Genomic DNA, 23,014 nt, shown 5'->3' with positions numbered 1-23,014 from the left:
GCTTGCCTACGAGCGCTTAGACAAGCCGGTAGAGCCTGTAAAGGGTTGTTATAGGCGGTTTCGATGATCATCGTTGCGATGGTCGTCGGGAGCACGTTGGGAATCAATCCAGGTAAACAGGAATCCATGGAGCAGCAATTGCTCTCGGCTCAGTGGGTCGACGAGTTTATGATTGGGCATCGCGCTGGTGATCGCGTGTTCTCGCAAGTGGCGGCGATGGAAATGACGCCGTCCGGTGACCTCATCGTGCTTGACGCCGGCGAGCGTGCCATCACCGTATGGGATGCTCATGGGAACGAGACTCACCACTGGGGAAGGCAAGGCGAAGGGCCCGGTGAATTCTCGAATCCCAGCGGCCTAGCGGAGTCCACTCCGCTGCTGGCGATCACCGACGGGCTCGGCGTCCACGTCTTTGAGGGCGACGGAACCGTCGTCGAGACCCTCAGGCTATCGGGAATTCAGCTCGCGTTGCGACCGGTCATCGATTCGTCGGGCCGCATATTGGTTCTGACGCTCAATTTCCTCGAGGGAGAACTCCGACTTCAGCGACTCGACGACGATGAGGTGCTGTGGCGCGCCCCGGCGGAGAACTTTTTGGAACAACGCCTCTTTCGCCCCAGACCCAACTTGACCGCTCTTTCCGGCGGTCGGGTCGCGCTGAACCTGGATGCCCGGTACGCCGTAGACGTCATCGATTTGACCTCCGGCGACATGGTGGGGAGTATTGAACGGGACATCGCTCCTCGGTCGATCACATCGTCCTTCGCACGCAGGGTTCGGGAATACTTGGCCAACCCTGGCTCCGCGCCTTCCGGCTGGTCATCCGTCGTCGGTGACCCGAACCGGTCAGCCCTGCCGCAGGATGCGATCGATGAGATCGAGTTTCCAGCCACGTTCCCGTCCATTCTGCACATGTTTCGAGGCCCGCCCGGCGAAACGGTGTGGGTTCGACGCGGCCTTGGAGTCGCCGACGAGCTTGCCCCGCCCGTAGATCCACCGGACGGACTCGCCCCGATGTGGGATCTGTTCGACGGTGGCACGTACGACTACATGGGTGCCGTCCAGCTTCCCGAGGGGTTTATTCCGTATGCGGGGGATGCGACGCGGTTGGCGGGTGTGCAGAAGAACGCGCTGGATGTTCAAGCGGTGCGGGTCATCCGAATCCACCTTGCCGCCGATCAAGGCAAGCCTTGAGAGCCTTGGTGAGCCCCGAGGATACGCGCGCCTCCCCGGTAAGTGGCCGAGGCGCACGTATCCCGGGGCTGAGCGCGTTCGCCCGCTGCTGCGTGGTTACAGGCCGGATCCGGCATCGAGCAGGTCCAGGATGAAGGCGAACTCGAAGGCGAGTTCCTCGTACTCGCGGTCCCGGCCGGAGCCGCCGCCGTGGCCCGCGTCCATGTGCGTCTTGAGGAGCAGCCGGTTCTCGTCCGTCTTCATGGCGCGCAGCTTCGCGACCCACTTCGCCGGCTCCCAGTACTGCACCTGCGAGTCGTGCAGACCCGTCGTGACCAGCAGGCTGGGGTAGTCCTTCGCCTCCACCTGATCGTAGGGCGAGTAGGAGAGCATGTACCGGTAGGACTCCAAGTCCTCCGGATTGCCCCACTCGTCCCACTCGAACGTCGTGAGGGGAATCGACTCGTCCAGCATGGTGGTCACGACATCGACGAACGGCACGTGGGCGACCACGCCGCGGAACAACTCCGGCCGCATGTTGACGACCGCCCCCATGAGCAGGCCCCCCGCGCTCCCGCCGCGCGCGAACAGCCGCTCCGGGCTCGTGTAGCCCTCCGCGATCAGGAAGTCGGCCACGTCCACGTAGTCCGTGAAGGTGTTCTTCTTGTTGAACATCTTCCCGTCCTCGTACCACGCCCGGCCCAGCTCCTGCCCGCCCCGGATGTGGGCGATCGCGTACACGAACCCGCGGTCGATGAGGCTGAGGCGGGTGGACGAGAAGGTGGGCTCCATGCTCGACCCGTATGAGCCGTAGGCGTAGAGGAGGAGCGGGTTGTCGCCGTCCTTCTCGAGGCCCCGCCGGTAGACAAGGGACACCGGCACGTCCACGGCACCATCGCGCGCGGGGGCGTGCAGCCGCTCCACCACGTAGTCGGCCCGGTCGTAACCGCCCAGCACCTCGTCCTCCTTGAGGAGCGTGCGCTCGCGCGTGGTCATGTCGTAGTCGTAGACCGAGCGCGGCGCGGAGAGCGACGTGTACCCGAAGCGGAGGATATCCGTGTCCAACTCGGGGTTGGCCGACAGCGAGGCCAGGTAGGCCGGCTCGTCGAACGCGATCTCGTGCTCCTCCCCACCCCACGCGCGGACGCGAAGCCGGGTGAGCCCCCCGGCGCGTTCCGAGAGCACGAGGTAGTTCCGGAACAGCTCGAACCCCTGCAGGAAGACGTCGCTTCGGTGCGGTACGACCGTCTCCCACTGGTCGGTGGAGGTCCGATCGACCGGGGTCCGCATGAGCTTGAAGTTCTCGGCCCTGTCCAGATTCGTGCGGACGTAGAAGTGGCCGCCGAGGTGGTCGATCCGGTGCTCGTGTCCGCGCTCGCGGGGGAGGAAAAGAGTGAACTCGCCCTCCGGGTCGGTCGCGTCGAGGAAGCGGTGCTCATCGGCCAGCGTGTGGGAGGAGGAGATGACGATGTACCGCTTCGACTTCGTCTTCCGGACGCGGGAGCTGAATTCCTCGTCATCCTCCTGATAGACGAGCATGTCGTCGGCAGGATCGGTCCCGACCGAATGCCGGTAGATCTGGTACGAACGCAGCGTCCCGAGGTCCCGTTTCGTGTAGAAGAGCGTCCGGTTGTCCTCGGCCCACACCATGTTGCCGGATGCACCCTCGATCGACTCGGGGTAGGTCTCCCCGGTGTCGAGATTTCGGATTCGGACGGTGTAGATGCGGCGTCCCCGCGTGTCCTCGGCCCACGCCATCATGTCGCCGGCCGAGCTGACCTCCGGGAAGGCGGCGAAGTAGTCGTGGCCCTCGGCGAGCGCGTTCACGTCGAGGATCACTTCCTCTTCGGCGTCGAGCGAGCCGCGCTTCCGGGCGTGGATCGGGTAGTCGCTGCCCTCCTCGGTGCGCGTGTAGTAGAAGAAATCGCCCTCCCTCACCGGCACCGAGAGATCGGACTGGCGGATGCGGCCCTTGATCTCGTCGAACAGTTCGGCCTGGAGGCCTTCCGTGTGGGACATCAACGCGTCGGTGTAGCCGTTCTCCGCTTCGAGGTACTCGATGACCTCCAGATTGTCGCGCTGATTCAGCCAGTAGTAGTTGTCGATCCGCGTGTGTCCGTGCGTCTCCAGTTGCTCCGGGATCACGCGCGCGACGGGGGGCGTGACCCCGGCCGGGGCGGCGGAGGGTTCACCTCCGTCCGCCGCGCAGCCGGCGGTCTGGACGCTCACGGCGAGCAGCGCCGCGACGAGGGTGGAACGGTCACGGTACACTGCCTCCGCTCGCGGCATGGACGACTCCTTCGATTCATCGGGTCACGCGAGCTTCCTCCCCGGGTGGTCGGACGACTCTTCCCGCGTGGACCTGCGTTCGCTCGGCCAGTCGATCCGGTCGGGCGCCCGAGTCAGCAGCAGCTGCATGGCGATCCTGTAGTCATGTTGGCGGCGGCGGGCTTCCTCCAGGAGTTCGGAGACCCACTCGGACACGGTCTTGTTATCCTCGGCAGCCTTGATCCACAGCCACCGCGCGACATCTTCGGACAATGTGATGTTGATGTTCTTCACGGTCCACATCCTTCCCGAAATCTATGAACGGCATCATACCTCGTGAGACACGGGAATCCCGCCGAAGTTCGCGTGGCGAGAGTGCCCTGGATGTGGAAAGGTTCGGGAGTGACCGCCTCTCAGCGGCCCTGGGCCGTTCGTGTCAGCGAAGACCGGGGCGGTCGTATAGCTGCTCCCGAGCAGGCCTACGGCCATCGGACCAGTCGATCCTGCGAGGTTTGCGCGCCAAGTAACGTTTCATCGCGGCCGCGTAGTCGCCGTCCTGACGGCGCGCCCGGACCAGCAATACGGAGATCCACCCGGAGACGCTGCGGCCAGCCTCGGCCGCCTTGCCCTTCAACCAGCGGGCAACATCTTCCAGCAGCGTAGTGGTGGTGTTCTTCACTTCCAGCGTCCTTTCTTCAGGCGAGAGCGGAGCATGATACCGTGAAACACCGCAAACGTGCCAAGAACCTCCTGGCGCTGGCGGCGCTCGTACTCGCGCTCGCCGCGGGGTTCGCCTGCTCGCGACCATCGGTCGAGACGGCGGCGGACGCCGTTTATCCGGCGGCGTCGTGGGAGCGGATCGCGGAGCCATCCTCCGCCGGATTCTCGGCCGAAGCGCTGGATGCGATCCATCCGTACGTGGAGGGGATCAGCACGTCCGCCGTGATGGCCGTCGTCGGGGGACGCGTGCTGTTCGAGCACGGGCCCGTCGACTCGCTGAGCTATCTGGCGTCGGTCCGGAAGAGCATCCTCGCCATGCTCTACGGCAACTACGTGGAGGACGGGACGATCGATCTCGGGCTGACGCTGGAAGACCTGGGCATGGACGATGTCCAGGGCCTCCTCCAGATCGAGAAACGCGCCCGCGTCCTCGACCTCGTGACCGCTCGCTCGGGTGTCTACCACCCGGCGTCGAACGCGGGGGACAATCTCGCGGATGCGCCGCCGCGGGGTTCGCGGGAGCCGGGGACCTACTACCTCTACAGCAACTGGGACTTCAACGCGGCGGGCGCGGTCTTCGAGCAACTCACGGGCCGCAACATCTACGACGCGCTGGAGACGGATCTCGCCCTGCCGCTCGGGTTCGAGGACTGGGATCGGTCGATCCACCGCAAGTCGGGCGACACCTCCCGTTCCCGGAACCTCGCCTACCACATGACGCTGTCCACCCGCGACATGGCCCGGATCGGCCACCTCATGCTGCTGGGAGGCGTGTGGGGGGAGGAACGGGTGCTGCCGCAGGGGTGGGCCGAGCGCATCACGAGCGTGGTCACGCCCTCGGAGGAGATGAATCCGGAGGGCCTCCGCGGAGGCGAGTTCGGCTACGGCTACATGTGGTGGGTGTGGGACGGCCCCGACGTGCCGGAGGGGTTCGAGGGGGCGTACAGCGGCCGGGGCGCCTACGGGCAGTTCATCACCGTCATCCCATCGCTGGACATGGTGGTCGCCCACAAGACGGTGCCGGACGCCCAGACGCCCTGGGACGACTACATGGGTATCCTCACGCGCCTCGTCGCGGCCCACTGCGGCACCGACTGCTGACGGCCACCCGCGTCAGGCGTCCCACTGCAGAGGGTCTTCGGCTTTCGGAACTCGTAGCCATACGGGGCGCCTGGCCGGTGGGGGTCAAGGCGCAGGCCGGGGCATCGGCTCCACAGCGTTTCCAGGACGACCCGGGTCTCGAGGCGGGCGAGCGGGGCCCCGAGACAGAAATGCCGGCCCACCGCGAACGACAGGTGGTCTCCGGCGTTCCGGCGTGTCACGTCGAATCGGTCCGGGTCCTGGAAGTACGCCGGGTCCCGGTTTGCCGCGCCGAGCATGCAGTGGACGACCTCTCCCTCCGCGATGCGGACGCCGCGGATCTCGGTGTCGCGGGTTGCGTGGCGGGCGGCCGACTGGACCGCCGGCTCCCAGCGCAGCGTCTCCTCGATTGCCAGGTCCAGTGCATCGGCTCTCGACCGCGCAGTCTCGATTTGCTCCGGGTGCGAGAGCAGCGCCCACACCGCGTTCGCGATCATGGATTCGGTCGTCTCGATCCCGCCGAAGAGGATGATGAGCGCGTTGGAGCGGATCTCTTCCGCCGTGAGCGGGTCGACGTGATCGCAGACGAGATCCGAGAGGAGCGTCTCATTCGGTTTCCGTGCGAGTTGCTCGAGGATCGGTTCGAGCGCCCGTCCGAACGCGTCGGCCGCCCCCTTGCCGGCCGCGCGCAGGTCCGGGTCGCCTGCGAAGTTCGCCAGCGCCCGGGCGAAATGTTCGTACCACTCGTTCACCCGTTCCGTCTCGCTCAGCGGAATCCCGAGCACCGAGAGCACGGAGTGGAGCGCCACGGGTCGCGCCACTTCCGTCCGCACTTCCCCGGCGTGCCGTCCTCCCCAACCCAGCGCCCGGACGAGCCTCTCGACCTCAGCCTTCAGCCGCGGCAGCGATGCCGACTCGAGGCGGGAGACGTGGAAGGGCGGGAGACACTTCCGCTTGTAGCGGATCTGCGTCGGCCCCTCCGTCGTCATCATGTGGACGCCGAACATGTCGCGGATCGTGGAGGGTGCGTCGGTGGTGAAGAGATCCGGGTCCCGGAGGACGGCGAGCATGTCGTCGCGCCGCGTGAGGAACCAGCACTCGATCTCCGGCACCCACGTGACAGGCTCCGCCGCGCGCAGTTCCGCGAAGGTCGGATAGGGGTCGACCGCCTGGTCCGCGAGCCGGACGCGCGCCCCGAGCGGAAACCGGCTGGACCTCAGATTCCCGACCACGTCAGTACCGCGAAGCCGATGAAGAGCGCGTAGACGGCTCCGACCCCGGCGACGATCCAGCGGCCTCGTCCGCGGTACGTCCGGAAGAGGAAGACGGAGACCGCGAGGACGAGGGCGACCTCGCCGAGGGCGGCGTAACCCCCGTAGTGCTCCGGGTCCCAGTACGACACGGGACTCGTGAAGCGCCAGTCGCTGAAGGGGAAGAAATGGCGGTGCGCGTCCTCCCTGTGGAGTGGGAGGTCTCCGAGCGCATGGAGGATCATGCTCGCGACGAACAGGGCTGGTGCCGTGCGCAATCCCCGCCGCAGCCCGGTCGCTACGTCCGACTCCCGGCCGGGGCCGGCACAGGCTGCCCGCCGGCCGAGGAACACCATCAGGCCGAGCACGAGCGCCAGCAGCGGGATCGAACTCGGGATGTCGAACACGACCTGCCAGCCCGGGTCGAAGTAACGCTCCGACCAGATCCGGCCTTCGGACATCCCTCGAACCAGTCGTTCCCAGACGTAGAAGACGAGCATCGGGACATCCGGGGCGACGGCCCCAAGCACGACGGGCAGCGCGTTGCGCTCGGATCGCCCCAGTACGAGCAGGTTGAGCGCGGCATGCCCCGGTGTCGTCAACTTCGGGCGCTTCCCGCAGGCGAGTCCGCGGTCAGACGCCCGCGGCGCGCTTCAGGCGCTGCAGGTGTTGGCGGCGGAACTTCGCCACCTTCGGCGCCACGACGGCCTGGCAGTAGGGCTGGGTCGGATTCCGGGTCAGATAGTCGTCGTGATACGACTCCGCCGGATAGAACGTCTCCAGCGGCGCGATCTCGGTCACGATGGGGTCCGGCCAGATACCGGCCGCGGTGATCTCCGCGATCTTGCGCTCCGCCGCGGGCCGCTGCGCGTCGCTCTCATGGAAGATCGCCGAGCGATACTGCGTCCCCGCGTCCGCGCCCTGCCGGTTCAGCGTCGTGGGGTCGTGGATCGTGAAGAAGACGTCCAGCAGATCGTCGAACGTCACGGTGTCCGGGTCGAAGGTGACCCGCACGGCTTCGGCATGCCCGGTGCGCCCCGTACACACCTGCTGATAGGTCGGGTCGTCTACATGTCCGCCGGCGTATCCGGACTTCACGCCGTGGACACCTTCCAGAAGCTGATACACGGTCTCGAGGCACCAGAAGCACCCCCCGGCCAGCGTCGCGGTCTCCGTTCGTCTATTCATGCTGTCCTTTCCCGTCTTCGATCAGTTCGCGAAGCCAAGATGTCACGTCGGGCAGGCCGGGCAATTCGTCGGCCAGTAGCAGCCACGCACCGGCGGCGAGGGTTCCGTATTGGTCGCCCTTCCGCGGATCGCCGAACACGGTCGTCGCGGCGTCGCGGCAGACATGGAGGAGCGCATCCAGGCGGCCGTCGTGTGACCACGGCAGCGTACGAGCGAGGAGTGCGGATCCCAATTGCGGAATGGCACTACCCTGCCTGACACGATCCCGCCAAGGCCGGGCGATGCGCCGACCAGTTGCGTGGGCATGTCGTAGCGCAAGCATGGAGATTCTGCTTCTGTCTGGATGCAACCTGCCAACCTTCATCCCGTAGAAACAGAACATGGAGCGGATGCGGTACGTGACGGGGCGACCCTGCGGTGTACCGTGTCCGATGACCCCGCTGCTGGATGACGCTGTTCCGGCCAACTGGAGTACTCTTCGGATGTGTCGCCTGTTGGAAGGTGCGGGCGTGGTTCCTCCGTAGAGGATCGGCAGGGCGTCGCCATCAAGCCCCCTCAGGAGACGGGACCGGGTGGAGCCCCCGTCGAACCGGAGACCTGAACCGGCGAGCAGCGGTTCGACCAGATCCGTGATGATGGTGTCCGACAAACCGTCAGCCCCGGTGAGCCAGACGTGCGGGCGCCACCTGAGTGCACCACAGAATGGGGCCAGTACCGTCCAGCCAGCCAGAAGGTACGCTGAGAAATCGTCTTCCCAATCGATTTCCGTGAACAATCCGAGCAGGGATCTCGCGCTCTCGGAGTCCAGCGGTCTTTCCCGTGCAGGACCGACAATCCTCGGTCGACGTTCGTAGACCCCATCGTCGCCATGGTATGTCAGGGGATCGACTGACCGTGAGCTTGCCGGCGGGTAGAGCCGGTCGCCCAGATGGACTAGGATTCCGTCCCCCCTGCGTCGGCACCCCCTTCCGCGGATCCTGTCTCCGTCGAATATGCCAACGCGGTAGGACTCCTGGAAGAGCGCGCTCACAGCCTCCAGCGGACTGCCGGACTCAAATCCAGGGAAGTGTGTTTCCCACCAGGCGTAAGGCGCGAGCCTCAGCAGACGGGGTTTCGTATGTGCATCTACTCTGATTCGTTCGACGCGGCCCGTTGATTGCGGCAGGTAGCAGAAACTGTGGTTGCGGTGACCGAGACATCTGAAGGGGGCGTGCGTGATCCAGGACTCATCTTCAGATGGCGTCTCAGGACTGGTGGCCCTGTAGGCCTGCTCGGGGTGTGTGGGATTATCCGGGTAGCGCCGCACGAGTCGTCCGTCTTCCACCATGGGTGTCAGGTGGCGACTGCTCAGATTACGCTGAGAGAAGTGGAGGAATCGCGCGATGTCGCCTGATGTCGTCCATTCCCTTGCCGCGCAGATTGCTTCAATGACTGCACGTAGCCGTTCCTTCCGGGGCCGCGGTCCCAAGCTGCCGATCGCTCGTCGTACACCCGCAGGCAGCTCCCCCCGATCCGCAGGCAGCTCCCCCCGATCCGCAGGCAGCTCCCCCCGATCCGCAGGCAGCTCCCCTCGATCCGCAGGCAGCTCCCCTCGATCCGCGCGGGCAGCTCCCCCCGATCCGTCCGGCAGCTCCCCCCGATCCGCCCCACGCAGACTCTCGCTGCCATGCTCACGGACAGCCGGGGTCAGCGTGTAGAAGCTGTCTCCGCCACGCGCGTGCAGCGTGAGAAGTTCCCGGTCACGAAGAGCGCGCAGCAAATGGCTGGCGCGCAGCGTGTCGAGTCCGGTGACGGAACGCAACGCGGCATTGTCTACGCGACCACGCCTGTGGGCCATGAGAAGCGCACGGAACTCCTGACGACTCAGGTCGGCGTTCCCCAGGCTGGCCACGAAATGGCGATCCGAAGCCGTGAGGGTTGAGGTATTGTGCAGGGTAACGATCACCCGCTCGCCGCGGACGTCCACCTCGGGACACGGCAGGAAGGCGTCCTCCATCTCCGCGAACATGCGGGGAATGCCCTCCCCCTGGTCCTTCGCGAAACCGAGATCGACCAGCACCCTTACGATGCGTGGATTGCGACTTCGGTGTACCCGTTCCAGCCGGAGTACTTCCTCCAGTGTGACGCCCTCGGGCAGCCTGCCCGCGCTGACCACCTCCATGCGGTCCTCGAACAGCCACATCTCGGTGCCGCTTCCCTGGATGGCGTAGTCGCGATGAGCCACCGCGTTGTGCAACGCCTCGCGCCACGCGAAGTCCGGGTACTCCGGCATCTCCTGGAAACGCATGCCGACCAGACGAGAGGGCCGTCGCAGTAATCCCGAGACAACTTCGTGAGTTGCATCGAGCACTTGCGGCAGGATGCCCTCGATGCGAGGTCGTTCCTCCACGTTGTGCTCCGGCCCGAACCGCCGCGCGGTTCCGATGACGCGAAACACGCGGACGCCCGCGTTGGGATGATCCGGGTCGTGGCGGGCGAAAAGCAGTTCCGCGGCCCTTCGGAGCACGATTCGGCGTCCGCGTTGATCCGCCAGCTTGCGCCTCAGCAGATACTCGTCGTCGGACAGCGCCGACAGCCCGGCTCCGGAGCGCGCCCGGGCCAGCAGTTCGGGATCGAGATCCTCCAGCGAGCACGAGGAGCGCCGGCTTTCCCAGCTCTCGTACATCCCCTGCTGTTTGGCCGCCGCAATCTGCGTCTCCCGCGCGCGGACGGTCTTGTCGCCCACGCGAAGCGGGAGCCGTTATCGATCAGCTGCACCGGCACGTCTTCGGCGGGCACATCGAAGACGATCAGTTCGACTCCGTCGTGGGACACGGTGGAGCCGGGTGGCTGCGGCGGGTCCAGCCGTGTCTGGGGCGCAGCCAGGAGGGCATCCACGGCCTCCGGGGGAAGCTGGTGGCCGGTCACCGAACCATCGTCCTCGACACCCAAGAGGAGCACGCCCCGTCCGCGTTCGCGAACGCGGCTACATATTCGGCCGCTTGCCTCCGCATCTCACGACGGTCCCGGGCCCGCTTGGCGTCTGGCGGACCTTCCAGCATGGACTTGCGGTCGAAGTGCTGGCCTTCGACCTGGGTCAGGAACGGCGTGACGTCGAACTGCGGGTTCGCCAAACTAGCTTCCGTTGTCGGTCGCGGTGGTGCGCGCACGCTTCTGCTCTTCGACCATCTCGGCCACGTCGGCCAGCAGTTGTTTCGCGTCGTAGACGATGCCGTCCTTGATCGTGTAGAGGATGCCGCCCACGGTCTCCACCTCTCCCGTCTCGTCGTTGAGGCGGCGGGCGCCCGTCCCGTACAGGACCTTCAGGTTCCGGATCGGGTTCTCGTCCACGATCACGAGGTCGGCCAGCAGACCGGCGCGCACGACGCCGAATTCGATCGGGCGTCCCGTCGGCTTGAACAGCGTCTCGGCCGCGTGCATGGTCGCGGCGCGGATCACCTCCAGCGGATGGAACCCGGCGTGCTGCAGAAGTTCCATCTCCTGGATCGTCGAGAAGCCCATGAGGTTGTAGATGTAGCCGGCGTCCGAACTCGCCGTGACGCGGCCGCCCATGTTCTTGTAGTCGTTGAGGAGGTCGTGCCACACCTCGAGGAAGTCGCGCCAGGCGACCTCTTCCCACGTCGTCCAGTCGAAGTAGTAGGAGCCGTGGTCCTCCCGGTTCGCCTCGTAGAACTCCCACAGCGTCGGGAGCGTGTAGTTCTCGTGCCACGGCGCGTACATCTGGTCGTCCACGTCCCAGCTCGCCTGATATGCGGTCATCGTGGGGTCGAGGGTGACGTCGTACGAGAGGAGTTCCTGGAGGAACGCGTTCCACTCGGGGCTTCCGCGCTCGTGGATCAGATTCCATTGCATTGGCACCTGTCCGAAGCGGTGCTGCTCGTCGTTGTAGTTCATCTCCGGGGGCCACGGCTGGACGTCGTGGTCCTTGTACAGCGACTCGAACAGTCCGTAGAAGTGCGTGACGGTGCCGAGGCCGAGGCGCGCGGCGTCGATCGCGTTCATCTGCGCGACGCCCATCTGGTTCAGGTGGGCCGTGCTCCCCATGCCGAGTTGGGCGGCCTCGTCGAGCAGGGCCTCCATGATCTCGGGCCGGTGCGCCCCGAGCTTGAGTCCATCACCGCCCGTTTCCTTCACGTAGCGCACCCAGGCGCGCGCGTTCTCCGGCGTGTCGACACGGAGGTCCCACCCCTCGCCACCCGAGCCGGTGAAGGGATAGGCCCACATGCGGGGGGCCACGATCTCGTTCGCCGCGCTGCGCCCCTTCTCCGCGATCGTCCAGTCGTACGGGCCGAAGCCGACGCCGCGCCCGGTCGTGATCCCGTGCGACATCCACAGCTTGTACGTGTACTCGGCTTCGGGCGCCTTGGGGACGCCGCCGGTGTGGAGGTGGAGGTCCACGAAGCCCGGCAGGACGTACATGCCGGTGGCATCGATCTCGTGTACGATCGCGTCCGGGTTGCCGTCGATGGTGAGCCCGGGGCGGCGCTCCTCGTCGATCGGCCGGTGGGGGACGCCGACGCCGACCACATCGACGATGCGGTTGCCCTCGATGATGATGTCCATCGGCCCGATGGGGGGAGCGCCGGTCCCGTCGATCACGGTGGCGCCGCGGATGATGAGCCGGTCGTACGGCCCCTCCCCTTCGTCCGGGCCCCGGTCCGGACCCCCGACCATCTGGGTCGGCTGCATGGCGCTGGCCGCTGTAGCCAGAAGGATCAGCGCCGAAAGCGCGGCGCCGGCGCTTCGGGTCGCATGGTGGGTCGTCTTCATGAGTCCTCCGCTTGGCTTGCCTCGATGGTCCTTGAAGGCGTCGAGGTGCGGTTAGTCATCGAGATGGTACAGGCGACGGTTGTTCTCGTTGAGGATCATGCGTGCCGCCCCCACGGCCTCGTCCCGGTCCAGGATGCCGGCGTCAACGTAAATGCCGAGCGCCTGCGCCAGGAACCGGCGCCCCCACTTCGCGGCGAGCCAGTAGAACTCCGGCAGATGATACGCGTCGCTCCCGAACAGAATCTTGGAGAGGGGGACGACCTCCATCACCTCGAGGAACATGCGCAGCATGCCGTGGTGGATGAGCGGCGCGGCGAGCGACAACTCGAAGTGGCAATTCGCGTACAGGTGCGTCAGCCACGCCGCCCGGCCGATCAGCGGGTAGCCGGCGTGGATGAGGATGACCTGCGGCATCCGCATCACGCCGTTCCTCTCGAAGCGGACCATCTCCTCCATGAGGAACGGGTCCTGGTTCCGCATGATCCCGCGAGGCGCCTCGCCGTCGCCCGCGTGGAACTGCATCGGCATGTCGCGCTCCAAGCAGGCCTCCAGCGCGAGCGAGTGGAGATACCGCAGCGCCTCGCTCTGCATCTGCCAGTAGTCGTCGCGGTCGACGGCGTCGCCGGCCGGCACCTCGCCGCGCGCGCGTCGCGCCCGGAACTGGTCCCAAGAGCGGCGGGCGGCGGCCCGGTCGAAGAGCGGCTTGAGCAGCCCCAGCCGGGGGAGCAGGTACGACTTCATCCCGTACGAGGGGGCGCCGAGGTTGCCGTCGCCGTCGAGGCCGGCCTCGATCTCCGCCATCATTCCGGTCTCGATCTCGTCGAGGCCGAGGTCGTCGCGCATGAGCCCGCCCAGGATCGTGTCCACGCGCAGGATGTGGCGACCGCGGGTCGGTGAGATGGAGGCCTTGAATCGGTCCACGCCGTCCCGGTCCATCCCCTCGCGGTAGCCCATGTCGAGCATGGCGTTTTCGATGTTCGCGTCGGCGAACATGGCGCGGAGATAGCTCGCGTAGTCGCGGCCCCTCTCGTTCCGGGCCTCGATCACGGACTCGAAGGTCGCCTCGCAGTCCAGGAAGGCGGCGAGTTCCTTCACGAGATAGCGGAGGAAGACGGTCTCGCCCGCCTGTTCGATCACGCGGGCCCGCGTGGCGGCGATGTCGAACTCGGCGTCGAGCGCGCTTCTCTCCGTCGGGTCGCCCGCCCGCCAGCGCTGGTAGACGCCAGCCGGAAAATAGCGGTCCATGGGGAAAGCGGAGAGCGCCAGCCGCTCGATGAACTCATCCGGGTCCGTCTGCGCGTCGTCGAACGTCAGCGGGTGGCAGTGCGTGTCGTCGACCGGAATCTCCCGCAGCTCGTCGAGAAGCGCGCGGGCGGTCGGGTTCAGGCCCTCGCCGCCTGCCAAGGTCCCGGCGAACGGGGCGCCTCCGGCGCACGCGCCGAGGAGCGCACTTCCTCCACCGACTCCGGCCAGACTCAGAAACTCCCTGCGATCAGGCATTCGGCACACCTCCATCATTACACATGGCCACGTTCGATCCCGGATCGCGACGGCGCAAGGCGAGGCGCCGGGGCCATCTTCACGAGTGTCGGTTGTCGCAGACCCCCCGTGTTCGACCGTTGTTGGTATGGACCACTGATGCAGGGACACCGGGAGGACTCCGATGGTCTCCAGTCGGCCAAGGCGTTGGAGAGGCGCGAACATTCGAGCCGTCACGACGGCGAGTATCTGGCTGTTTGTGGGTGTCACCCCCCTGGCCGGGCAGGGCGTGATCAGGGGGACCGTGACCGACGCCGAGTCGCTCCGTCCGGTGGTCGGGGCGCGAGTGTTCGTTGACGGTACGTCTGTAGAGACGCAGACCGGGACCGAGGGCGGATACCGGCTCGAGGGCCTCGAAGAGGGGGCGACCACCGTGTCGGTGCGGTTGGCCGGGTATCGGGAACTCTCGCGTCCGGTGTCCGTGATCGCCGGGCGGCCCGTCACCGTCGACTTCAGTCTCGATCCGTCCCAGTCGCCGTTCGCGGCGGAACGGCTCTCGATGCAGAACCTTCCGGTCTCGGCAACCGATGTCTCCTCGTTGCTTGCCGGCAAGGTGGCGGGTCTGTCGGTGATTTCCGGCAACGGCCAGCCCGGCGAGGCGGCGTCGATTGCGCTGCGTGGGCCTGGATCGATCAATACCGAGGGTCGATCGATGGCACCCCTCGTCGTGATCGATGGCGTGATTCAGTCCGACAACGCCACGCTGGCCGATATCGGGACGCTGGATGTCCATTACGTGGAGATCTTGAAGGGGGCGGCCGCAGCGGCGTTGTACGGATCGCGCGGACAGAACGGAGTGATTCTGGTCGCGATGAAGCGCGGGGCGGATCTCCCTCCGAATTCCTCACGGCTTATGGTTCGCGGCGAGTACGGGTTCGGCGACCTGGTGGGTGACGTGGGCCTCGTGCGTTCGCACCCGTACCTGATGAACCAGGCGGGGACGAAGTTCATCGACAGTGAGGGCCAGGAGGTAGACTTCCGCGATCTGCTCCGTCCTGGCTTCGGGTTCGCTCAGCTATACAACCAGATAGACCCCGGTCAGCCCGCGACGACGGCGACAGCGTTTGCCAATCAGCCGTTTCCACACGCGCTGAACGACCAGATGGCCGCGTTCTTCGACCCCGGCGAGACCCTGGACCTCTACGCCGCCCTATCGGAGCGAACGACCTCGTCGAACTTCCGGGTGAGCGTGGATCATTTTCGAGAGAGCGGCATCGTGAGCTGCTCGGAGTGCATTGAGAACCTTGCCGATCTCAACGCGGATCGGGTCTCTCGGCGACTCCCGGCCCTCGAGGTCGGACTCCCACACGATGAGGGCTATGAGCGCCAGAACGTGCGCCTCAACGTCGACAAGCGGTTCGGCGATCTGGATGTCGCACTCAGCGGCTTCTACTCCCGTGCGGACCAGGACGACAGGGCGGCGGAGACAGGCGCCTTCGCACGACTGACGTTCATGTCGCCGGCGGTGGATCTGACCGCGATCGACCCCTGGGACGGTTACCCGGATGCTAGAGCAGACCCGCAGTCCATCCAGCACAACCCCCTCTATCTCCTTGCCGTGAACGACAGCCGGGACAAGCGGACGCGGACGATGGCGTCGCTGGCTCTCGACTATTCTCCGGCGGGCCTCGACTGGTTGACGATCGAGGCCGACGCAGCGTTCGACCGTACGGATCTTCGTGACTACACGATCCGGCCCTGGAACGAGCGCCCGCCGGTGGCTGGAGGCACACCTGGTCCTTACACCCACGGCTTCCTGCGCGAGTTCAACTTCACCGATGAAGCCGTCAACGCTTCGGCGGGTGTGAGCACGCGCGAGACGTTCATGCGCGGCGACTTGATGGTCGGCGCGAGCGCTCGCTACCTGTTCGAGGATCAGCGCTACGAGTCGAACGGCGCGTCGGGCTACCGTTTCTCCGTGCCTGACGTACCTAACTTCGGCGTGATCCTCGGGGAGACCATCGCGCACAACGAGCTTCGCAGGAACAGGGCACGGGCGCTGCTCGGCGTCGCAGGCGTGGACTACAGGGGCCGGTATACCGTTGACGGTCTGGTTCGGCGGGACGGCTCGTCGCTGTTCGGACCGGACGAGCGGTGGCACACGTACTATCGTGGCGCGGTCGCCTGGCGTGTGTCGGAGGAGGCCTTCTGGAAGATTCGCGCGATCGACCAGCTCCAGTTGCGCTTTTTGGTGGGCACGGCGGGCGGGCGGCCGAATTTCGCCGCCCAATACGAAACATACCAGCTCGGGGTTAGGGGCTACCGAAGCCTGCCCAACTCGCCGCTCAATCTCGGGAACAGGTCCCTGCGACCCGAACTCACGATCGAGCGCGAAGCGGGCCTCAATCTGGTGCTCTTCGATGATATCGGCGTCGACCTGACCTATGCGTGGAGGACGACGGACGATCAGATCCTCCTTGCCCCGCAACCGGCGTTCAAGACCTTCCGCACCCAATGGGCGAACGCAGGGGAGATCGAAACCGAGTCATACGAGGTATCGCTTCGGTACATGGCCATCGACAACCCGGACATCGGCCTTCACTTCCGCCTGGATTGGGACCGAACGCAGCATGCGGTCTCTCGGCTGGACATCCCTGACTTCACCCAGGAGAGGATGTTCCTTGTGTCCGAGGGTCGTCCGCTCGGGGAAATATGGGGAGAAGCGTGGGCCGCGAGCTGCGCCGACCTCGCGCCAATCGGCGTCAGCGGCCCCGTTTGTACCTCTCACTTCCGGGTGAACGACGACGGGCTCCTCGTCTGGACGGGGGGCGCCGAGTTCACCGATGGGTTCCGCAACAGGCTGTGGGGTACGTCGGGAACCGTGGTCGCGGACGACGGCGAGCAGGAGTATCGCTGGGGTTTCCCCATCAAGGTTCGCGACTATTCGCCGGTGTGTGTGTCCAGGAATCCGACCGACTATTCGGACAAGTGCAACTTGACGGACATCCTGCCGTTGGGGACTACTGCGCCGGACTTCGACGCCTCCTTCGCGGCCAACTTCCGCTACAAGGGATTGAGCGTGTACGGTCTGCTCGACGCCTCGGTCGGTCAATCGATTTACAACAGGACGGCGCAGTGGGCGCTGCGAGAGTTGCGGGGTGAGGATGTGGACCAGACCGGCAAGCCGCTGGAGTTGAACAAACCGGTGGGATACGCGTCCACACTCTATTCCGTGGGCCGTACGAACTCATGGTTCGTCGAGGGCGGAAGCTGGCTGAAGATCCGCGAACTTTCGCTCAGCTACACGCTTGCCGGTACGGTTGTCGAGCGCCTGCTCGGTGGCGTCATCGACCGGGTCACGTTCAACTTGATCGGCCGCAACCTGTTTACGGTGACGGACTACCGTGGATACGACCCCGAGGTCGGCCGCTTGACCGGACCACTCCTCGATCCGGGCCTCAATCGCGTTGACGCCTTCGGCTATCCGAACTTCCGAACGATTACGTTCGCGGCGGAGTTCGTCTTCTAGAGCCTAAGAGCTCGTCCCTCCGCGTCAGTGGCGGACCTCGGTGTCCACCCCCTCCTCACCCTCGGAGCGGGCGATGATCGCGGCGCCGCACGAATCGCTGAACACGTTGACCGCGGTCCGGTACATGTCGAGCGGTCGGTCGATGGCGAGCATCGCGCCCACGATCATGATCGCTTCCGGATTGCTTCCGAGGCCGATCGCGTTGAGCACGATGAAGATCACGACCACGCCCGCCGAGGGCACCGCCGCCGCGCCGATCGAAGCGAGGAGCGCGGTCAGGACGACGATCGCCTGTTGGCCGATGCTGAGGTCGATACCCAGCACCTGCGTGATGAAGAGGGCGCCGGCGCACTCGAAGATCGCCGTGCCGTCCATGTTCACCGTGGCTCCCATCGGGAGCACGAACGAGGAGACCTTGTTCGAGACGCCGACCTTCTCCCGCAGCGTCTTGATCGTGACCGGGAGCGTCGCGCCCGACGAACTCGTCGAGAACGCCGTCAGGAGTGGCTCGCGCATGTTCGCGAAGTGGACCAGCGGCTTGATGCGGCCGACCACGAACAGGAGAAGCGGCAGGGTGATGAAGAGATGGATCGTGAGACCCGACCCGATCGTGACGAAGTACTTCGCCAGCGACGCGAAGCGATCGAATCCGGTCTCTCCCACCATGGCGACGATGAGGGCGAAGACCCCGATCGGGAGGAACTTTATGATCCCCGACGTGAGTGCCATCATCGCCTGGAAGAAGGCGTTGAAGATGTCGGTGACGATGGTGCGGGGCTTCTCCGGCAGCGTTGTGATCGCGGCACCGAAGACGATGCAGAAGAAGATGATCGCCAGCATGTCCCCGGCCGACGCCGCCTCGATGAAGTTGTTGGGCACGATGTCGAGAACGAGTTCGACGGGAGAGTCCGGCGTGTTGATTTCGGGTATCTCGGTCTGCGCCGCCGCGCCCATGTCCGCGTTCCGCCCGGGCCGGATGAGGTTCACCATCAGGAGCCCGGTCATGGCGGCCAGGAAGCTGGACACCACGTAGTACGCCATCGTCTTGCTGAACAGGCGCCCGATCGCCTTCCCCCCGCCGACGGACGCCACCCCCGACACGATCGATGTGAGTACGAGCGGCACGATGATCATGCGGAGCAGCTTCATGAACAGGTCGCCGATCCAGCCGAGCGCTTCGGCCGCCGGGGCCCCGAAGATCGCGCCCGTGGCAGCGCCCAGGCCCATGGCGGCCAGAACCTGCCAGTGAAGTCGCCGGTACCAGGGGAGGGAGGGATCGTATTCCATGGGCGTCTCCGGTACGGCGCCGTCGCGCGCGGCGCATCCACTTGTCTCAGGCGGTCAGACCTCGAAGCAGTCCGTCCGCCGGTCGAGTGTTCCTTTTGTCGGGGGTTGATCGTGGCGTCCCAACGCCGAACCGGCAATGGGGCGGCGGCGGCCCGGCTGCCCTGTGCGGTGCTACGCCTCTTTCTCGGACCCGGCTTGGATGGCTAGTGCCCCGTCCCTACCTTTCACCGGCAGGGGCCAAGGCGTAGCAGCCTTGAATCCTCCGAGACGCTACCCAGCTCAGGAGCGGCGATGCCACGTATCATCCTTGGAGACAACCTGCATGTGCTGTCGGATCTGCCCGACGGCCACGCCGATCTCATCTACATCGACCCGCCGTTCAACACCGGCAAGACCCAGCGCCGCACGCGCATCCAGACCCATCGTGCCGCAAATGGCGATCGGACGGGATTCCAAGGGCGCCGCTACCGAACTACCGTCCTCGGTACGCGGCGCTTCCGCGACCAGTTCGACGACTACATGGGTTTCCTGGAACCTCGGCTCGTCGAAGCTTACCGGATCCTGGCTTCTCACGGATCGCTATACTTTCACGTGGACTACCGAGAGGTACATCATTGTCGACTCTTGCTCGATAGTCTCTTTGGGCCCGAGAACTTCCTGAACGAGATCATATGGGCGTACGACTACGGGGCACGTCCCAAGACCAGATGGCCCGCCAAGCACGACAACATTCTATTCTACGTGAAGGATTTGTCCAACTACATCTTCAACATAGACCAGATCGAGAGAATTCCCTACATGGCACCCGGCTTGGTCGGACCCGATAAGGCCGCACGTGGGAAGTTGCCGACCGACACCTGGTGGCACACGATCGTCCCTACGAATGGCGCCGAGCGAACGGGCTACCCGACCCAGAAACCGTTGGGGATCCTGCGGCGCATTGTCACGGCCTCCTCACGGCCCGGCGACATCGTCCTAGATTTTTTTGCGGGGAGTGGGACGACGGGAGCGGCCGCTCATGAGTTGGGACGAGACTTCATCCTGGTGGACAACAACCCCGAAGCCCTAGAAGTGATGGCAAAACGATTCGAGCAAGTGCCCGGGGTGCACTGGGACGGGGGGTTCGACCCCTCTGGCTTCCAGAACGCTGACGCTCAGCAGCAGTTGTTCGGAGGGGAACGCGACTGATGACCGGTTCGCAGAAGAACACAAGGGACGGAGAGGTCCAGTCACTGATGTCTATGGCTCGTGACCTCGAGAAGGACTATCTAGACCAAGAAGAGAGCGATCCGTGGGCGGGTAGCCCGTTCCAGTGGATCAAGTCACGACCTTCACGGCAGGTGGGGAAGATCGGTGAGCAACTGGTGGCGGAGTGGTGTACAGCGAAAGGATTCGACGTAACTGCGAGCGGCGACTCCGAAGCAGATCGGATCATCGCTGGCAAGCGAGTGGAAATCAAGTTTTCTACGCTATGGAAATCTGGGGTTTTCAAGTTCCAGCAACTGCGTGACCAGAACTATGACTACGCAATTTGTCTTGGCATCTCTCCGTTCGATGCCCAATGCTGGGCTATTTCGAAGACTCTCCTGCACGAACACGTCATCGGAAAAACACCACAGCATGCGGGAGCTAGCAGTCCGTGGTAAAAGTCGGGATGTTCCGCGCCGGCATTGATGGTTAGATTGTGGCCGGGACAGGAGTGGCCAGTCAGTCGGAGGTGGGCGATGGCGATGGGGCGGCGGAGGGGCGGGCGGCAGAAGGCGCTGTTCGTGGCTGCGGCGGGGATCCGGGCTCCGGGGCACCCGTTCTACCGGGCGCTGGACGGGATGCTGGCGGAGGCGGGCTTCGACGGGTTGTGCGAGGAGACGTGCGCGGCGTACTACGCGGAGCGGCTGGGCCGTCCGAGCGTGGCGCCGGGGGTGTACTTCCGGATGCTTGTGGTGGGGTATCTGGAGGGGATCGGATCTGAGCGGGGGATCGCGTGGCGGTGCGCGGAGTCTCTGTCGCTGCGGGAGTTCCTTGGCTACGAGCTGGACGAGAACCCGCCGGACCACTCGACGGTGTCGCGGACGCGGCGGCGCCTGTCGGCGGAGGCGCACGAGGCAGTGTTCGCCCGGGTGCTGGAGCTCCTGGAGGAGAGCGGGCTGTTGAGCGGCAAGACGCTGGGGATCGACTCGACGACGCTGGAGGGGAACGCGGCGATGCGGTCGATCGTGCGGCGGGACACGGGGGAGGGATACCAGCTGTTCCTGGAGGGTCTGGCGGAGGCGTCGGGGATCGAGACGCCGACGAGGGCGGACCTGGCGAAGCTGGACCGGAAGCGGCCGAGGAAGGGGAGCAACGAGGACTGGGAGCACCCGCACGACCCGGACGCGCGGATCACGAAGATGAAGGACGGGCGGACGCGCATGGGCCATAAGCTGGAGCATGCGGTGGACATGAGCTCGGGGGCGGTGTGCGGGCTGACGGTGCAGCCGACGACGGGTGGCGACTGCGCCTCGCTGCCGAAGACGCTGGGGGAGGCGCGCGGGCAGCTGGAGCGGGTGGGGGCGGAGGTTCGGGAGCTGGTGTGCGACAAGGGCTACCACTCGAACGCGACGATGAAGCGCCTGGCGGGGCTCGGAGTGCGGAGCTACGTGAGCGAGCCGAACCGGGGTCGTCGGAGCTGGAAGCGGGACCGGGCCGCGCAGAAGCCCACCTACGCCAACCGGCGCCGGATCCGAGGCGCTCGTGGCAAGCGCCTGCTGAGGGCGCGGGGCGAGAAGCTGGAGCGCGCCTTCGCCCACATGCTCACCACCGGCGGCATGCGCCGGACGCACCTGCGCGGGCACGAGAACATCCGCAAGCGGATGCTGGTGCACGCGACCGGGTTCAACCTCGGGCTCCTGATGCGGCACCGGTACGGCTACGGCACGCCGAGGAGTCTTCAGGGCAGACGTGCGTCCACGCTTCAAACGGGAGGCCTCCGGGTCGCTTTTTCGGCCCTTTTCCGGCCGAAATCGCGCGTTTTCGGCCACCCGGGACCCGTCGAGGCCCGGATATCACTCCGACGACGCCCCGGCCGCGTCGGCGCAACAGTCCGCCGACACTTTGCCGAGGTCATATTCCGTGGCCCGCAGCGCGCTTTTGCCACGGCCTGCTAGTGGAACGGACACCTTTTGGTTGTCCTTCTACCGTGAGGCTCCTCCCAACTGGCTTACCGAATGCGGAGGCCGCCTCGACCAAGTTCACGAGATCATAAAGACGTGGTAGCGAGGGCTGTCGGAGCCTCCCCTTTGGACGCACGCGGATTGGGCTGTTGCCTAGTGGGCTACTCCGGGTCGCGGTGGACGGTGTCGGGGGAGAAGGCCGGCAGGCAGACCGCGACATATTCCGCCCCCTCCGGGCCCGGCGTGGTGGAGGAGATGCAGGCCCCTCTGGGCGCCTATCTCGAGGCCTACAACCGGAACTGTCCCCACCGCGGCCGCGGTATGGAGGGACGGACGCCCTATCAGGTTTTCAGGGCGGTGATCCGGGAGGCCCAGGAATCGGAAGAGGTCAACCAAGAGTGAGGTGAAGACCGCAGCCTGAGGCGCTGACTTCGGCGAGGCCGGGTGTCAGGTGATTGTCGTACTTGCACACACGGGGGAGAACAAGAAAATCCATGAACGTCCAAGCTGTCATCGGCCGGATCTGGTCACTGTTTCCTCTTATCACTTTCGCAGGTATGGTTCCTCTCTGGTTCGGTAACGTAGATTTGTCGGGACCATATTTATACACTTGTGGAACGATCATCGTTCTTTATCGCTGGAACGCTCCTAACCCGAATCATAATTGGAAATTGTCCCACGAGTCTTATCTGGAAGCGTTCTTGCGACTAGGATTAGGTACGCTCTTCATCGCGGTGACGGGATACAAGATCATCACTATGGTGTTCTGGTTGATGGATCACGGCATGGCCGTTTTCCAAGTTCTCAGTTCCAACAAGTGGTGGTGGGTCGAAGGCGGAATAGAGTGCTTCCTGGGAGTGCTTCTCGTGCTTCCAGAACGAGGGCCACGTGTCGTCGCGAATCTGGCAGGAGCCATCTTGAACATCCGCCAGCTTCCTGACACCATCCTGAGTTTTGTTTCCGAAGGCAAGCTCGATGCCGTTCTGGTTCCTAACGCGACAAGCGACGAAGAGCAGGTATCGTCGGATGACAAACACAACGGAGAGCAGGCACCGTCCACTTCATGACCTTCGCTCTCAAGGACTTCTTCCGAGTCCGACGCAGGCACCTATCGCGCAGAC

The 23,014-nt window shown here is 65.3% G+C and carries 17 protein-coding genes and 1 pseudogene; 7 read left to right on the top strand and 11 right to left on the bottom strand.

Annotated features, from left to right (window positions below; all coding sequences use genetic code 11):
* The first annotated feature begins 63 nt into the window (after positions 1 to 63).
* A complete protein-coding gene (locus tag ACOOHF_RS06505; protein ID WP_419934200.1) occupies positions 64 to 1,194 on the top strand; it encodes a hypothetical protein in 1,131 nt (376 codons plus the stop codon).
* Between the two features lie 96 nt (positions 1,195 to 1,290).
* Here the strand turns inward: ACOOHF_RS06505 and ACOOHF_RS06500 are convergent, their stop codons facing one another.
* From ACOOHF_RS06500 to ACOOHF_RS06490, 3 genes are all read right to left on the bottom strand, one after another.
* Positions 1,291 to 3,462, bottom strand: a complete 2,172-nt coding sequence (locus ACOOHF_RS06500; protein ID WP_420463874.1) for a S9 family peptidase — start codon at positions 3,460 to 3,462, stop codon at positions 1,291 to 1,293.
* A gap of 24 nt (positions 3,463 to 3,486) precedes the next feature.
* Positions 3,487 to 3,735: a hypothetical protein gene (locus ACOOHF_RS06495; RefSeq protein WP_420463873.1), complete on the bottom strand. Its 249-nt coding sequence runs from the start codon at positions 3,733 to 3,735 to the stop codon at positions 3,487 to 3,489.
* Between the two features lie 142 nt (positions 3,736 to 3,877).
* The gene (locus tag ACOOHF_RS06490; protein ID WP_420463872.1) at positions 3,878 to 4,120 is read right to left on the bottom strand and encodes a hypothetical protein; all 243 of its coding nucleotides are present in this window, start codon (positions 4,118 to 4,120) and stop codon (positions 3,878 to 3,880) included.
* Between the two features lie 41 nt (positions 4,121 to 4,161).
* Between ACOOHF_RS06490 and ACOOHF_RS06485 the strand changes: the two genes are divergently transcribed.
* Positions 4,162 to 5,262 carry a serine hydrolase domain-containing protein gene (locus ACOOHF_RS06485; protein WP_420463871.1) on the top strand — a complete coding sequence of 367 codons (1,101 nt, stop codon included), beginning with the start codon at positions 4,162 to 4,164 and terminating at the stop codon, positions 5,260 to 5,262.
* Here ACOOHF_RS06485 and ACOOHF_RS06480 read toward each other — a convergent pair.
* The 6 genes from ACOOHF_RS06480 to ACOOHF_RS06455 form a co-directional block, all read right to left on the bottom strand.
* Positions 5,208 to 6,473 carry a cytochrome P450 gene (locus tag ACOOHF_RS06480; protein WP_420463870.1) on the bottom strand — a complete coding sequence of 422 codons (1,266 nt, stop codon included), beginning with the start codon at positions 6,471 to 6,473 and terminating at the stop codon, positions 5,208 to 5,210. The two genes, ACOOHF_RS06485 and ACOOHF_RS06480, sit on opposite strands and share 55 nt — an antisense overlap.
* On the bottom strand, positions 6,458 to 7,093 hold the full coding sequence (locus ACOOHF_RS06475) for a hypothetical protein (protein ID WP_420463869.1): 636 nt from the start codon (positions 7,091 to 7,093) through the stop codon (positions 6,458 to 6,460). The genes ACOOHF_RS06480 and ACOOHF_RS06475 overlap by 16 nt, the downstream gene beginning before the upstream one ends.
* 31 nt (positions 7,094 to 7,124) lie before the next feature.
* The gene (gene msrA, locus ACOOHF_RS06470) at positions 7,125 to 7,679 is read right to left on the bottom strand and encodes a peptide-methionine (S)-S-oxide reductase MsrA (protein ID WP_420463868.1); all 555 of its coding nucleotides are present in this window, start codon (positions 7,677 to 7,679) and stop codon (positions 7,125 to 7,127) included.
* Positions 7,672 to 10,185 (bottom strand): ATP-binding protein, encoded by a 2,514-nt coding sequence (locus ACOOHF_RS06465; protein WP_420463867.1) that lies wholly within the window; start codon positions 10,183 to 10,185, stop codon positions 7,672 to 7,674. The genes msrA and ACOOHF_RS06465 overlap by 8 nt, the downstream gene beginning before the upstream one ends.
* Positions 10,186 to 10,793: 608 nt before the next feature.
* Positions 10,794 to 12,449, bottom strand: a complete 1,656-nt coding sequence (locus ACOOHF_RS06460; RefSeq protein ID WP_420463866.1) for an amidohydrolase family protein — start codon at positions 12,447 to 12,449, stop codon at positions 10,794 to 10,796.
* 51 nt (positions 12,450 to 12,500) lie between these two features.
* Positions 12,501 to 13,949, bottom strand: a complete 1,449-nt coding sequence (locus tag ACOOHF_RS06455) for an amidohydrolase family protein (RefSeq protein WP_420463865.1) — start codon at positions 13,947 to 13,949, stop codon at positions 12,501 to 12,503.
* A gap of 163 nt (positions 13,950 to 14,112) precedes the next feature.
* Here ACOOHF_RS06455 and ACOOHF_RS06450 point away from each other — a divergent pair, with 163 nt between their 5' ends.
* Positions 14,113 to 17,457: a carboxypeptidase regulatory-like domain-containing protein gene (locus tag ACOOHF_RS06450; protein WP_420463864.1), complete on the top strand. Its 3,345-nt coding sequence runs from the start codon at positions 14,113 to 14,115 to the stop codon at positions 17,455 to 17,457.
* Positions 17,458 to 17,481: 24 nt separating this feature from the next.
* Here ACOOHF_RS06450 and ACOOHF_RS06445 read toward each other — a convergent pair whose 3' ends face one another.
* A complete protein-coding gene (locus tag ACOOHF_RS06445) occupies positions 17,482 to 18,744 on the bottom strand; it encodes a dicarboxylate/amino acid:cation symporter (protein ID WP_420463863.1) in 1,263 nt (420 codons plus the stop codon).
* A 291-nt stretch (positions 18,745 to 19,035) separates the two neighbouring features.
* On the opposite strand from ACOOHF_RS06445, the gene ACOOHF_RS06440 reads away from it, so the two are divergent.
* From ACOOHF_RS06440 to ACOOHF_RS06430, 3 genes are all read left to right on the top strand, one after another.
* A complete protein-coding gene (locus ACOOHF_RS06440) occupies positions 19,036 to 19,932 on the top strand; it encodes a DNA-methyltransferase (protein ID WP_420463862.1) in 897 nt (298 codons plus the stop codon).
* Positions 19,932 to 20,390, top strand: a complete 459-nt coding sequence (locus ACOOHF_RS06435) for a hypothetical protein (protein WP_420463861.1) — start codon at positions 19,932 to 19,934, stop codon at positions 20,388 to 20,390. Before ACOOHF_RS06440 ends, ACOOHF_RS06435 begins: the two co-directional genes overlap by 1 nt.
* A gap of 78 nt (positions 20,391 to 20,468) precedes the next feature.
* Entirely contained in the window at positions 20,469 to 21,887 is a 1,419-nt protein-coding gene (locus ACOOHF_RS06430; protein WP_420462397.1) for a transposase, read from the top strand.
* 167 nt (positions 21,888 to 22,054) lie between these two features.
* Here ACOOHF_RS06430 and ACOOHF_RS06425 read toward each other — a convergent pair.
* A pseudogene (locus tag ACOOHF_RS06425) lies at positions 22,055 to 22,138 on the bottom strand (cupin); the annotation flags it as partial.
* Positions 22,139 to 22,387: 249 nt separating this feature from the next.
* On the opposite strand from ACOOHF_RS06425, the gene ACOOHF_RS06420 reads away from it, so the two are divergent.
* Positions 22,388 to 22,960, top strand: a complete 573-nt coding sequence (locus ACOOHF_RS06420; RefSeq protein WP_420463860.1) for a hypothetical protein — start codon at positions 22,388 to 22,390, stop codon at positions 22,958 to 22,960.
* Positions 22,961 to 23,014: the final 54 nt, after the last annotated feature.

This window comes from Candidatus Palauibacter sp. (genome assembly GCF_965216145.1).
Taxonomy (GTDB): Bacteria; Gemmatimonadota; Gemmatimonadetes; order Palauibacterales; family Palauibacteraceae; genus Palauibacter.
The sequence above is the reverse complement of the archived record's forward strand: the minus strand, read 5'-3'. Positions and strand labels throughout refer to the sequence as shown.